Source organism: Amycolatopsis nivea, from assembly GCF_004522235.1.
GTDB classification, from domain to species: Bacteria; Actinomycetota; Actinomycetes; order Mycobacteriales; family Pseudonocardiaceae; genus Amycolatopsis; species Amycolatopsis nivea.
Map to the genome: position 1 here is coordinate 1 of NZ_SDLT01000027.1, position 13,249 is coordinate 13,249.

Here is a 13,249-nt window from a genome sequence, read left to right on the forward strand (position 1 = left end):
AAAACCTCAACTCGGTGGATCCAGGTCTGATTCCCTCAAGGGGTCCCTCACAGACCCACGGATACGGTTATACGGGTATTACTCGGGCATTTCGACGGGGCTGGTGTCCTGTGTGGACAGCCCGCGGGCCGAGGCCGCCCGGCTCAAGTCCCCGGCATGGGAATCTGATTCCCGCAGGAGGCTCTCGCGTACGTTCCGGCCTGGCTCACGGACGATGGATCGACCGGTCCGGGAACATCCCGCCCGCCGCGGGCACGCCCGGCCCGATGTTCCGGTCGTCCAGCTCCACCCGCAGGTGCTCCCGCACCTCGACCACCCCGTCGACCCGGCTGATCAGGGCCTTGATCACCCCGATCATGCTGTACCGCTCGACGGCCCCGCTCAGCGACACCACCCCGTCGTGCACCGAGACGTACAGCGTGGACGGGTCGAGGCACATCTCCTGTTTCAAGACCTCGTCGCGCACTTCCTCGCGGATGTCGTTGTCCGAACGCAAATACGCCCGCACGAGGTCCGCCCGGGAGACGATCCCGGCCAGCGTCCCGTCGGCTTCGAGCACTGGCAGCCGGTGCACTCGGTGCTTCTCCATCAGCTGGGCCGCGCGCACGACGTCGTCCTCGACGTCCACCGTGACGGGCGGCGCCGTCATCAGGTCGGCCGCAAAGAGTGCTTCGGCCTTGTGCTTGCCGCGTCGTGCCTGCGGTCCGATGCCGTGGTGTTCGACGTTGCGCTCCAGCAGATCGCCGCGCGAGACGACCCCGAGCACGCGGCCGTCCTTGTCGACGACCGGGGCCCCGCCGACGCCGCGTTCTTCCAGCAGTGCGGCGACGGCCTTGAACGATGTGCCCGGCACGACCTGTGCGACATCGGTCGTCATCACCGAGCGGATCCGGCGTGTTCTCTTCATTTTCCGCTCCTCACAACAGGGGTCCGGGGTAGTAAGCGGCCGCTTCGGGCAGTGGTTCCCGTTCTTCGGCCGACCGGGCCGGGACGATGACCACCGGGCAGCGCGCGTGCCGCAGGCAGCACTCGGAGACCGAGCCGACGAGCATGCGCAGCACCCGGCTGTGCCCGTGGCTGCCCAGCACCAGCATCGCCGCCTCCGCCGACGCGCGGACCAGTGCCGGGCCGGGCGCGCCGTCGATCGTGCCGCTGCGCACGCGCACCCCTTCGGCCTCGTCCCGTGCTTGGTCCAGCACTTGGTCCAGTTCGTGCTGGTAGCGAGCGGCGATGTCGTCCGGAGAACGGGTGACCGCCGATTCGAGGTCGCCGAGCGGGTCGAACGTCCAGGCACGCAACGCCACCACCGTCCGGCCGCTCGACTTCGCTTCCGCCAGCGCCCAGCGGACCGCCGCGGCGCTGCCCGCCGACCCGTCGACGCCGACGACGATTTCGTGTTCATTCGCTGTGGTCATGGTTTTCTCCTCCGTGCACGATGCGGCGCTCAGCGCGCCTTTTCCAGCAGGACGCGGCGTTCGGCCGCGGCGATCGCGCCGCGCGCCGCCCCGATCGCGTCCGGGTTGACCGAGATCGACGTGATCCCGGCGCGCACGAGATGTTCGGTGAACGCCGGGTTCGTCGACGGCGCCTGGCCGCACAGCGACGACGTGATGCCGCAGTCGCGGGCTGTCCGCACGATTCTCGAGATCGCGTCCAGCACCGCGGGATCGGCCTCGTCGAACAGTTCCGCGCACACCGCCGAATCCCGGTCGACGCCGAGCATCAGCTGAGTGAGGTCGTTGCTGCCGATCGACACCCCGTCGATGCCGAGGCCGGCGTACTCGCGCAGCCAGTAGACGACCGACGGGACCTCGGCCATGATCCACCGGCGCAGCCCGCGCTGCTTGCCGAGCGGGCTCGCGTCCACCGCCTCCAGGCACGCCTCCAGTTCCCATTTCGTGCGCACGAACGGGATCATCAGGTGCAGGTTCGGCGTCCGCTCCCGCACCCGGGCCAGCGTCCGCAGTTCCAGCGCGAACAGGTCGTGCTCGCGCACGTAGCGGTAGCAGCCGCGGTAGCCGATCATCGGGTTGTTTTCGACCGGCTCGTACTCGGCGCCGCCTTCGAGACCGCGGAATTCGTTGCTGCGCAGGTCGGTCGCCCGGTAGACGACCGGACGCGAACCGAACGCGGCGGTGATCTCGAGCAGCGATTCCGCCATAGCGTCCACAAAGGACTCTTCCTCGCCGCGCGCGAGCAGGGCGCGCGGATGCCGTCCGCCGAGCGCCGTGGTCAGCAGGAACTCGGCCCGGAGCAGGCCGACCCCGTCGACCGGCTGGGCCGCGACCTCGGCGGCGTGGTCGGGCATCGCGAGATTGACGTACAACCGGGTGCCGATCGCCTCGGCGGCAGCGGGCGCGGCGACCGGTTTCGGGTGCGCCGCCTCGTGCGCGATCGCTCCCGCTCGCACCTCGCCTTTCGTGCCGTCGACAGTGATCAGCGCGCGGTCCGCGAGCACCCGGGTGGCGTCGCCGGTGCCGACGACGCACGGCACGCCCAGTTCCCGGGCGACCACCGCGGCGTGACAGGTCATCCCGCCGCCGTCGGTGACCAGCGCCGCCGCGCGACGGATCGCCGGGACCCAGTCCGGTGTCGTCATCGGGGCCACCAGCACCTCGCCGTCGCGCAGCCGCCGTGCTTCGGCCGGATCGCGCAGCACCCGGACCGCGCCGCTGCCCTCGCCGGGCGAGGCCGCCAGCCCGGTCACCAGCACGCCGGTGGCGCCTTCCTGAACCGGCGGCAGGGTGGTGATCGGCCGGGACTGCACGAGCCAGGTCTGGTGATCGGCGATGGCGAACTCGATGTCCTGCGGCACGCCGTAGTGGTCCTCGACCCGGCAGGCGAGCCGGGTCAGCCCGAGCACGGTGGCGTCGTCGAGCACGCGCCGGCCGCCGACCTGCGCGGTCAGCGCGACCTTCACGTCTCCCCCGCCCGCTTCGGGGATGATCTTGTGCGACTGGGCCCCGATCCGCGCGCTGAGCACGCGGAGGTCCTCTTTCGCCACCACGTAGGTGTCCGGGTCCACCGCGCCGCTCACGATCGCCTCGCCCTGGCCGAACACCGCTTCGACCACCGCCCGGTCGCGGTCGCCGGTGCGCGGGTCGGCGGTGAAGATCACGCCGGACCGCTCGGCCGGGATCATCCGCTGCACGACGACCGCGATCGCCGGTTCGCCGGTGAATCCCCGGCTCGCCCGGTAGCTCACCACGCGCGGCGAGAACAACGACGTCCAGCAGTCCACCACTCGCGCGGCCAAGGCTTCTTCGTCGACGACGTTGGTGTAGCTGGCGTTCATGCCCGCGAAGGAGGCTTCGCTGCCGTCCTCCCCGGTTGCCGACGAGCGCACCGCCACCACCGGCTGGTCGCCTAGTGCCTGGTACGCGCCGGTCACCTCCGACGCCAGTTCCGGAGGCAGCCCGGCGGAGCGCACCAGCTCTCGCAGCCGCTCGCAGGCGGCCGCCAGCTCCTGCGCGTCGTCCACCGCGATCAGCGCCTTGGCGTGCAGGTCGGCGATCTCGGCACGGACCCCGGCGGCCTCCAGCGCGGACCAGTACGCGTCGCGAGTGACGACGAATCCGTCCGGCACCGGGTATCCCGCGGAGATCAGCTCGCCGAGGTTCGCCCCCTTGCCGCCCGCCGTCTCGGCATCGGCGAGCCGGATCTCGGCCAGTTTGCGCACGTGTGTCATGACGATCCTCCTCGGGTACCGCGGGTCAGGCGGCGGAACAGCTCGTCCGCGCCCCAGACCAGCACCGGCATCGGCGCCAGCACCGCGTACACCCACGCGGGCAGCGCCGCGGTGCCGAAGACGTCCTGAAGCCAGGGCAGGTAGATGAGCGCGGCGGCGAAGGCCAGTTCGAAGGCGATGCCGCCGAGCAGAAGCTTGTTGGTGCCCAGGCCGATCGCCCGCAGCGAGACCCGTTCGGTGCGGGCGGCGAACGCGGTGCCGATCTGGCAGAACACGATCGCGGCGAAGCTGGCCGTGGTGGCTTGGAGATAGGCGTGGTGCAGCGGCGCGCCGTCCGACACGTCCGCGCCGGGGTGCCAGCCCGCGGCGTACAGCACCGCGAAGAAGGCGCCGAGCACGAGCGCCGCCGACAGCACGCCCATGATTCCCCACGCTCGCAGAAGCATCCGGCCGGTCACCACGCCTTCGCGGCGGGAGCGCGGCTGGCGCGCCATCAGCCCGGGCTCGGCGGGCTCCCGGCCGAGCGCGAGCGCGGGCAGCGTTTCGGTGCCGAGGTCGATCGCGAGGATCTGCAATACCGTGAGCGGCAACGGGATCGCGCCGCAGGAGATCGCGAACAGCAGGAACGGCAGCACCTCCGGCACCGCGTGCGCGAAGATGTACAGCACGAATTTGCGGACGTTGTCGAACACCCGGCGGCCCTCGCGGACCCCGGCGACGATGGTCGCGAAGTTGTCGTCGGTCAGCACGACGGTCGCGGCTTCTTTGGCCACGTCGGTGCCGCTGACGCCCATCGCGACGCCGATGTCGGCCCGCCGCAGCGCGGGCGCGTCGTTCACCCCGTCGCCGGTCATCGCGACGACCTCGCCGCAGTCGCGCAACGCGTCGGCGATGCGCAGTTTGTCCTCCGGTGCGGCACGCGAGAACACCACTTCGTCTCCCCCGGCCAGCACCGTGTCGAGGTCCGGCTCCGGCATGCGCGCGAGCGCGGTGCCGTCCACGACCCGGTCCGCGCCGATGCCGACCCGGCGGGCGATCTCGGCCGCGGTCAGCCCGTTGTCCCCGGTCACGACGTGCACGGTGATCCCGGCGGAATGGCAGTCCGCGACCGCCGCGGCGACCTCCGGACGAGGCGGGTCGACCAGGCCGACGAAGCCGAGCAGGCACAACCCGTTCTCCGCTTCCACGCGGCTGCCCGGGATCGCCGGCGTCTCCCGCCGGGCGATGGCCAGCACCCGCAGCGCGCGCCCGGCCATGCTGTCGACGAGCGCCGCCAGCTGCGCGCGCCGGGTCGCGGTCAGCTCCGTTCCGTCGAACTCCGTGGTGCACAACGGGAGCACCTGTTCGGGCGCGCCCTTCACCGCCACCACGAGGCCGCCATCCACTAAGTCCACTGTGGACATCCGCTTGAGCCGGGGATCGAACGGGTACAACGTTTTCCGTGCGGCTTCACGGGCGCTCGCGGTCACGTTCGCGCCATGGTCCGCGGCGAACCGAAGCAGCGCGAGTTCGGTCGGATCGCCGGATTCCCCGTCGAGGTCCGCGGTGCTGCACCGCGCGAGGACCTCGGCGGTCTCGCGCGGGTGTGCCGAATCCGCGCCGTCCGGGCCGCGCAGTTCCTCGACCCGCATCGAGTTCTGGGTCAACGTGCCGGTCTTGTCCGTGCAGATCACGGTGGTCGAGCCCAGCGTCTCCACCGCCGACAGCCGCTTCACGAGCGCGCCTGCCTTCGCCATCGACCGCACCCCGGCCGCCAGCGCGAGCGTGATCGTCGGCAGCAGGCCTTCGGGCACGTTGGCCACCAGCAGGCCGATCGCGAACACGAAGGCGGCCGACCACGAAAGCCCCGCCGCGACGCCGAGCGGAAGGAACCCGACCCCGACGACCACCGCGACCCCGGCGATCAGCCACGCGACCCGCCGCACCTGCCGCTCCAGCGGGCTCTCCTCGCGGCCGATCCGGGCCGAGAGCGACGCGATCCGGCCGATTTCGGTGCGCCGTCCGGTCGCGTGCACCACGGCCCGCGCGGAACCCGCGACACAGACCGTGCCGCTGAAGACCAACACCGGGGAATCCAGCGAACGGTCGGCGTCGTCCACGGCGTCGGCGGTCCGGGTCACCGGAGCCGACTCGCCGGTGAGCATCGACGCGTCGATGTCCACCGTCCCTTCGATCAGCCGCGCGTCCGCCGGAACCCGGTCGCCTTCGGCGAGCAGGACGACGTCGCCGCGAACCAGCTCGGTTGATTCGAGGTGCACGACGACGCCGTCACGCAGCACCGCGCTGCGCTCGGGCAGGTACTTGCCCAGTGCTTCGACCGCCCGCTCCGCCTGCTGTTCCTGGAAGAACGCGAGCAGCCCGTTCAGGATGATCACCCCGACGATCGCGTACGCCAGGTTGGTCGTCCCGGCGAACCACGCCAGCCCGGCCGCGACCCACAGCAGCAGGGCGAGCGGGTGGACCAGCTGGCGCAGCAGGGCGAGCGGCCACTGCCTGCCGCCCTTGTGCGGCAGCTCGTTCGGCCCGTAGACCTGCAGTCGCCGGGCCGCTTCCCGGCCGCTCAAGCCGCCCGGCGCGGAGCGGAGATCCCGCAGCAGGAGGCCGATCGGCTCCCGTGCGTCGACCTCGGGCTCCGCTGTCGCGGGCGGCGGGCGCAGATGCGTGGTCATGGAATTCCCTCAGCTCTCGAACACGTGAAGGACCGCCTGCGGAGCCGGGCTCTGGTCCCCGGGACGCACCTCGGTCGTCAATCCGCGGACCGCGGCTGCGACCCGCAGGGAATGGACCGCCGCGCCGACCAGAACGCGGTCGACGCGAGTCGTTCCGTCGGCGAGCACCACGAGGCCCCGGCTGCCCGGGTGCCGCGATACTCGGGTGCGCGGCCAGGTGTTCTCCTGCGCCAGCTCCGCGAGCACGCCCGGGTCGGCGACCGGCACCGCGCGGCCTCGCGGCGGTCCGGCGACCGCACGCAAGGCGAGGTACCGGTCCCAGTCGCTCGCGGTCGCCGGGTCGTCCGCCCCGGGGGTCACGGCCGCGACCACGTCCGGGCGGCTCGGGTCGTCCGGGAACGACAGCACCGGGCGGATGCCCAGCCCCCGCAGCACGATCCAGGCGGCGGACAGCGCGGTGCCGCATCCGGCGAGCACGTGGCGTCCGCCGGGATCGTGCCGGAGCCGGCCCACCCGGGAGATCGCCAGCTCGCCTGCCCGGGTCTCGACCACGAAACGGCGCACGTCCAGCCGCACCAGCGCGTCCACGAGCACCGCTCGCGCGCAGCGGTCCCAGGCGAAAGCGACGTCGCTCATCCGATCGCTCCGGCGGGTTCCGGCCTCGGTCTCGGGATCGAGGCCGCCGCGCGGCAGGTCGACAACAAGGTCTCGGCGTCGGTCACCGTGACCCGGTCCTCAAGCCCCGCGGGCGCGGCCACCGGCAGTCCGGGTTCCGGCGGGACGATCGCCACCGGGACCTGTTTCCGCAGCGCGCACACGACCCCGAACTCGCGTGCGGTGAGCTCGGGGTCGGCGTCGCGAACGTCCACGGCGAGCACCGGCGGATCGGCGCGGTCGTCGAGCGGGCACGACGAACCCGGCGCGAGTGCGAGGCAGATCCCTTCCCGCGCATGGCACCGGCTGACCCGGCACCCGTTGTCCCGCAACGGCTTGCTGAGCGCGTCGCAGTCACCGAACTTCGCTTCGGTCAGCAGTACGTGCACGATGCACCTCATTTCCCAGATCGGCGAGCACGGTTTCCGCGCCGCGGGCGAGTTCCAGGTCTTCCCGGGCGCGGACCACAAGCACCGGCGCGGCCGAGCCGGACGCGCTGATCGCCCGGTCCGCGTCGGACCTCTCGAGCGCCCCCACCCGCACGCCCAGCGCCCCGAGGCCGCGCGCGACCTCGGCGACGGTGTCCGGCTGGTACTGCGCGACCCCGCCGGTGAACACCAGCGCGTCGAGCCGGTCGAGGCTGACCGCCGCCGCGCCGATCTCCCGGCGGAGCCGGTGGACGTAGACCTCGACCGCCAGCGCTGCGTCGGCGTTCCCGGCCGCGGCGGCCGTCCGCACTTCTCCGAGGTCGCCGCTGGTCCCGCTCATCCCGGCGAGCCCGGACCGCAGGCACAGCGCGTCGGCCAGCTCGTCGGGTCCCATCGGCGCGGTTTTCATGACGTGCAGCAGCAATCCCGGGTCGATCGAACCGGACCGGGTGGCCATCGCGGGCCCTTCCAGCGGGGTGAACCCCATCGAGGTGTCCACGCTCCGCCCGCCGCGCACCGCGGTCACCGACACCCCGGCTCCGACGTGTGCGCAGACCAGTTGCAGCTCGTCGGCCGGCCGCCGCAGCAGTTCCGCGGCACGGCGCACCGCGTGCTGCACGGACAAACCGTGGAAACCGTAACGGCGCAACCGGTTCTGCCGCGTCCACTCGCGCGGCAGCGGGTAGTGCGCTGCCGCGTCGGGCAGCTCGGCGTGGAACGCGGTGTCGAAGCAGGCCACCACCGGCACGCCGGGCAGCAGTGCCCGGACCTGCCGGGTGACGTCCAGCGACAGCGGCTGGTGGATCGGTGCCAGCGGAACCAGCCGGTCGAGGTTCGCGATCACCTGGTCGGTCACCAGCACCGGCGCTTTCTGCGCGCCGCCGTGGACGAACCGCACCGCCACCGCGTCCGGCCGGGGCCAGCGCTCCACGGCATCGACGACCGCGCGGGACATGTCGCTCTGCCACGCCGCCCAGCCGACCGCGACGCCGTCGTGCACGACCGCCGCCTTCACACTGGAGGACCCGGGATTCAGGGTCAGGATTCGCACTGGCTTCTCCTCGCTCGGTCAGCCGGACAGCTTGCGCAGGTACGGATCGGCGGGCTTCCGGCGCTCGAGCCGGATCCGGACGTCGAGCGCGGCGCAGCCGTCCGCCCGCGCGACCACCGGATTCAGGTCCAGTTCCGCGAGCTCCGGCACGAGCGTCGCCAGCCGGCCGGTCTTCAGCAACAGCTCGCGCACCGCGGCCCGGTCGATGCCGGACGCCCACAGCGCCTCGGCCGAGCGCAGGCCGTCGAGCAGCAGGTCCGCGTCCGGTCCGGTGAGCGGGGCGAGCCGCGCGGCGCGGTCGGCCACCAGATCGGTGTCGATCCCGCCCAGCCCGAACACCACCAGCGGGCCGAACACCGGGTCGGACCGCACGCCGACGAGCAGTTCCCGGCCCCGGTCGGCCATCGGCTGGATCACCACGCCGCGCAGCGCCGGACCGAAGCGCGTCAGCAGCAGCCGGTACGCGTCCCGCGCCCCGGACGGTCTCTCGACGCCGAGCAGCACGCCGCCGCCGGCGGACTTGTGCAACAGTCCCTCGGCATCCGCCTTCACCGCGATAGGCCCGTCGAATTCCTCGGCGGCGCGGACAGTCTCGGTCTCGTCGCGGGCGTATCGGGTCGGCGCCAACGGGATTCCCGCGAGCCGGAGCAGTTCCGCCGCGGCGGCGGGCGACAGCCAGCCTTCGCGCTCCGCTGCTCGCGCCGTCGCGAATTCCCGCACCGCGGCGGAATCGATCTCCGGCAGAGTCGTGGCGTCGTTCCTGGGCCGAGCGAGCCATTCGGCGTACTCGGCTTGCCGGGCGAGCACGAGCGCGGCGGTGGCCGGATCGTCGTAGCACGCGGTGACCGCGGGTCCGTCCGCGCACAGCGGCGACACCCGTTCCCGCTGTCCCGGCCGGACCGCAAGCACGGTCTTGTCCACGTCCGGCAGCACGTCGGCGAGCGCGGCCGCGGGGTTCCCGACCGCAGTCGGAACCGTCGCCGCGATGACCGCGTCGACGCCCGGATCGGCGAGCACGATCTTCAGCGCCTGCCCGAATTTCTCCGCCGGAACCGCCGCTGTCGTGTCCACCGGATTGTGCACAGCGGCCTCGGCGGGCAGCAGCTCGCGCAGCCTGGCCGCGGTCTCCGCCGACAGGCTCGCCATCGTGAGTCCTTCGCGCTCGCACGCGTCGGCCGCGAGCACCCCAGCTCCGCCGGCGTTGCTCAGCACCGCGACCCGACGGCCATGCGGAAGCGGTTGCCAGGAAACACCGGCGAGCACATCCACCAGCTCCGCGACCGTGTCGACGGCGATGATGCCCGCCTGTGCGTAAAGCGCGTCACGAGTCACCGCGGGAGTCGCCGCGGCGGCAGTGTGCGAAGCAGCGGCGCGCTGGGCGGTCCCGCCGCTTCCGGCCCGCACCGCGAGCACCGGCCGGGTCCTCGCCAGCCGAGCCGCCAGCCGGGCGAATCTGCGGGGATTGCCGAAAGATTCGAGGTACAGCACCACAGTCTCGGTGCGCCGGTCGCTCGCCCACCACAGCAGCAGGTCGTTGCCGCTCACGTCGTATTTGTCGCCGGTGGAGACCAGCGAGGAAAGCCCGAGGCCGAGCCCGGTCAGCGCCTCGACGAGGGCGATCCCGACCCCGCCGGACTGCGTCGTGACGCCGATGCCCCCGGCCCGCGGACGGCGGGCGAGGAACGTCGCGTCCAACGGACAGGACGGATCCGTCGAAAGCACGCCGAGACAGTTCGGGCCGACCAGCCGCATGCCGTGCCTGCGCACCGCGTCGCGGACGCGCTCGCCGGCCGCGGTCCCGGTCAGCCCGGACGAAACGACGACCGCCGCGGCCACTCCGCGTTTGCCGCATTCCTCCACCGCGTCCGCGGCGGCTTCCGCGGGAAGGCAGATCACCACCAGTTCGGGAGTCCGGGTCAGGTCCGCGATCGACGGCGCGCAGCGCACGCCGAGGATTTCTTCCGCCGCCGGGTGCACGACCTCGACCGAGCCGGGAAAACCGCTGTCCAGCAGGTTCGCCAGCACCGCGTGCCCCACCGAGCCCGGCCGCCTGCCCGCGCCGATCACCGCGACCGACGCCGGCCGCAGCAGATGCGCCAGGCTGGCCGCCTCGGCGACCTCGTCGCGGCGGGCGAACGCGTCCGGATAGCGGTCCTCGCCGTCCAGCCAGATCGTGACGGACCATTCCGGGCCCTCGTGGTCGATTTCGTAGGGCAGGCCGAGTTCGGCGAACACCCGGATCACCTTCGCGTTCTCCGCGAGCACTTCGGCGACGAACCGGGAGATGCCGTGCGCGCGGGCCGCCGCGGCGAGGTGTTCGAGCAGCAGCGTCGCGATCCCGTGCGTGCGCCGGTGCCCGTCCACGACGAGCGCGATCTCGGCGTCGGCGCTTTGCCCGATCCGCTCGCAGTGCGCGACCCCGGCCAGCTGCTCGCCGAGAAAACAGCCGACGGCCGTGTGGCATTCGTCGGACGTCCCGGCGATCTCCGCCGCCAGCCTGTCCACAGTGGACGGCAGCGGGCCGAAGAACCGGAAGTACCGGTCCCGCTCCCCGAGGTCGGTGTGCAGCCGCAGCACGGCCTCGGTGTCGGCCGGTCCGAGCGGGCGCACCAGGCCGACCTGTCCGTCGGCAAGCAGCACCCGTGCGGGCTGGTCCGCGCTCATCGGAACTCCTCCCTGCGCGAGGCGGCGGGCACGGCCGCGACCGTGCCCGCCGCCTGGTCCGTCATGCCTTGTCGACGTGGATCGAAACCTGCTTCTCGTGCGGCTGCCGCGCCAGCGGCATCGAGATCTCGAGAATGCCGTCGGCGTACTTCGCGGCGATCTTGGCGGCCTCAGCGCCGGCGGGAAGGCCTACCGTGCGGCTGAACTTGCCGTAGTAGAACTCGCTGCGGCCGCCCGTGTCCTTCTTCGCTTCGCGCTCCGCCTCGATGGTCAGCAGCCCGTCGTGCGTGGTCACAGAGATGTGTTTCTCGGGATCGAACCCCGGCAACTCGGCTCGCACCGTGTACTTGCCGTCCTCGGCGGACTCCTCGATCCGCACCGGGTTGTGCTCGGCGAACGGCCACGGGTGGTCGAGCCAGGCGGCGATGCTCGGCAGCGCCAGCCGGGAACCGGGCAACAGCGACGTCATTGCGCGCTCCTCTCTTCGCGAACGGTCTCGCACTTTCAGACAACTCCAGGCGCCCGCCGCGGCGACGCGGCCGGATTGCCTGAAGACGATGGACGAAGGTCACCGGCCGTCCCCGCGCTCAGCTCGCGGGCGATCGCCCGGCCCCAGGCGCGGATCACCGGCCAGTCCCGGTTGTCGCCGTCGCGCACCCGCAGCGCGGCGACCATCGCGCGCTCCGGGAACCGCAGCAGGGAACGGTCGAGCCGGCCGCCGAACAACCGGTGCTCCTTCGCTCCGCTGCGGGCGAGCACGTCGGTGACGTCCACCGGTTCTTCGCCGGGTTTGCTCCGCTCCCCCACCGGACCGCTGGAAAACAGCCACACCGGGATCCGGGACAGCTCGTCCTGATGAGCCCGCACCAGTTCGCGAGCGGGCTCGAGCCAATGTCCGATGTAGACAGCGCTGCCGAGCACCGCCGCGTCGCAGCCGTCGAACGACGTGACGCCGCCCGCGTCTGCCACCACCACCTCCGCGGGCGTGCCCGTCTTCGCGAGCTCTCCGCGCAGCGAAACCGCGATCTGCTCGGCGATCTCCCGGGTCGCCCCGTGCCGGGTCGCGACCGCGACAACAATTCTCATGAGACTCAGTCCTTCCCTCGCATTCAGCGGGCGACCACGACCGGGCAGGCCGCGTGCGCCAGCAGACCGTTGCCGGTCGAGCCGAGCAGGCCGCCCGCGACCGGTCCGCGGCCGCGGCTGCCCACGACGACCACCCGGGCGCCGCGGGAAATCCCGGCGAGCGCACGGGCCGCCGAACGAGCACGCACCGTCCGGACGCGCACCGGAACCGCCGGATGTTTCCGGGACCACGCGGCGACCTGTTCGGGGACACCGTTTTCCCGGTTTCCGTCATGCCACGCGTGCACCGCTTCCAGCGCCGCTCCGTGCGTTTCGGCGGTTTCGAAAGCGAAGGCCAGCGCTCGTTCGCTGCCGCCGGAATCGTCGACCCCGACCACCACCGGCCCTGCCGGATCCGCGCGGCCGCGCACGACCGCTACCGGACAGCGAGCGGAGGCCGCGACGCTGAGCGGCACCGAACCGGTGACCGCGCCCCGCATCCCGCCCACGCCGGACGGCCCGAGGACGAGCAATCCGGCTTCGGCCGACTGTTCGACGAGAAGGCCGGCCGCGGCCCCGAGCCGAAGACACATCCGCACCGAGACCCCGGGCACCGCGCGGCGCGCCTCGTCCGCCGCCCGCCGAAGCAGGCGGTACCCGGGTTCGAGCAGCAATTCCGCTTCGACGGGCGGTTTCCGGTGCGGCAGCAGGTCCGGGTCGTCGAACAGTTCGGCGCGGAACACCACGAGCCCGCCGCCGCGCGACCGGGCTTGCGCCGCCGCCCACCGGACGGCGGCCGATGACTCCGGCGAGCCGTCGATCCCGACGACCACCGGCGGGATCATCGGTGCGGCGCTGGCGCCGGCTCGGGGACCTCGCCGCGTTCGTTTTCGTTGCTCGCCCGCTGTTCCTCCGCCAGGAGATACCGCCGCATCGCCGGGCCGTGCCCGCCGTGCTGTCCGCGCTCGGCGACGCTGCGGCGGGCGTCTTCCTCGATCAGCGCCTTTTCCTTCTCGTCCATCGCGTGCCT

At 72.4% G+C, this 13,249-nt stretch carries 12 protein-coding genes; all 12 read right to left on the reverse strand.

Annotated features, from left to right (window positions below; translation table 11 throughout):
- Positions 1–205 precede the first annotated feature (205 nt).
- Positions 206–907 carry a CBS domain-containing protein gene (locus tag EIZ44_RS27775; RefSeq protein WP_134732151.1) on the reverse strand — a complete coding sequence of 234 codons (702 nt, stop codon included), beginning with the start codon at positions 905–907 and terminating at the stop codon, positions 206–208.
- A 10-nt stretch (positions 908–917) separates the two neighbouring features.
- Positions 918–1,415, reverse strand: coding sequence for a universal stress protein (locus EIZ44_RS27780; RefSeq protein WP_134732153.1), 498 nt, complete (start codon positions 1,413–1,415; stop codon positions 918–920).
- 29 nt (positions 1,416–1,444) lie between these two features.
- Complete coding sequence (ppsA, locus tag EIZ44_RS27785; RefSeq protein ID WP_134732155.1) at positions 1,445–3,688, reverse strand: phosphoenolpyruvate synthase; 2,244 nt, start codon at positions 3,686–3,688, stop codon at positions 1,445–1,447.
- Complete coding sequence (locus tag EIZ44_RS27790; protein WP_134732157.1) at positions 3,685–6,357, reverse strand: cation-translocating P-type ATPase; 2,673 nt, start codon at positions 6,355–6,357, stop codon at positions 3,685–3,687. Before EIZ44_RS27790 ends, ppsA begins: the two co-directional genes overlap by 4 nt.
- Before the next feature lie 9 nt (positions 6,358–6,366).
- Complete coding sequence (locus tag EIZ44_RS27795) at positions 6,367–6,993, reverse strand: hypothetical protein (protein WP_134661435.1); 627 nt, start codon at positions 6,991–6,993, stop codon at positions 6,367–6,369.
- The gene (locus EIZ44_RS27800) at positions 6,990–7,400 is read right to left on the reverse strand and encodes a hypothetical protein (protein WP_134661436.1); all 411 of its coding nucleotides are present in this window, start codon (positions 7,398–7,400) and stop codon (positions 6,990–6,992) included. Before EIZ44_RS27800 ends, EIZ44_RS27795 begins: the two co-directional genes overlap by 4 nt.
- On the reverse strand, positions 7,366–8,490 hold the full coding sequence (locus EIZ44_RS27805; protein ID WP_134661437.1) for an acetate/propionate family kinase: 1,125 nt from the start codon (positions 8,488–8,490) through the stop codon (positions 7,366–7,368). Before EIZ44_RS27805 ends, EIZ44_RS27800 begins: the two co-directional genes overlap by 35 nt.
- An 18-nt stretch (positions 8,491–8,508) precedes the next feature.
- Complete coding sequence (locus EIZ44_RS27810) at positions 8,509–11,154, reverse strand: GNAT family N-acetyltransferase (protein ID WP_134732159.1); 2,646 nt, start codon at positions 11,152–11,154, stop codon at positions 8,509–8,511.
- 61 nt (positions 11,155–11,215) lie between these two features.
- On the reverse strand, positions 11,216–11,623 hold the full coding sequence (locus EIZ44_RS27815) for an Hsp20/alpha crystallin family protein (RefSeq protein WP_134661439.1): 408 nt from the start codon (positions 11,621–11,623) through the stop codon (positions 11,216–11,218).
- Between the two features lie 35 nt (positions 11,624–11,658).
- A complete protein-coding gene (locus EIZ44_RS27820) occupies positions 11,659–12,240 on the reverse strand; it encodes a flavodoxin domain-containing protein (protein ID WP_134661440.1) in 582 nt (193 codons plus the stop codon).
- A 23-nt stretch (positions 12,241–12,263) separates the two neighbouring features.
- Positions 12,264–13,064 (reverse strand): universal stress protein, encoded by an 801-nt coding sequence (locus tag EIZ44_RS27825; protein WP_134661441.1) that lies wholly within the window; start codon positions 13,062–13,064, stop codon positions 12,264–12,266.
- Positions 13,061–13,240, reverse strand: a complete 180-nt coding sequence (locus EIZ44_RS27830; protein WP_134661442.1) for a hypothetical protein — start codon at positions 13,238–13,240, stop codon at positions 13,061–13,063. The genes EIZ44_RS27825 and EIZ44_RS27830 overlap by 4 nt, the downstream gene beginning before the upstream one ends.
- Positions 13,241–13,249: the final 9 nt, after the last annotated feature.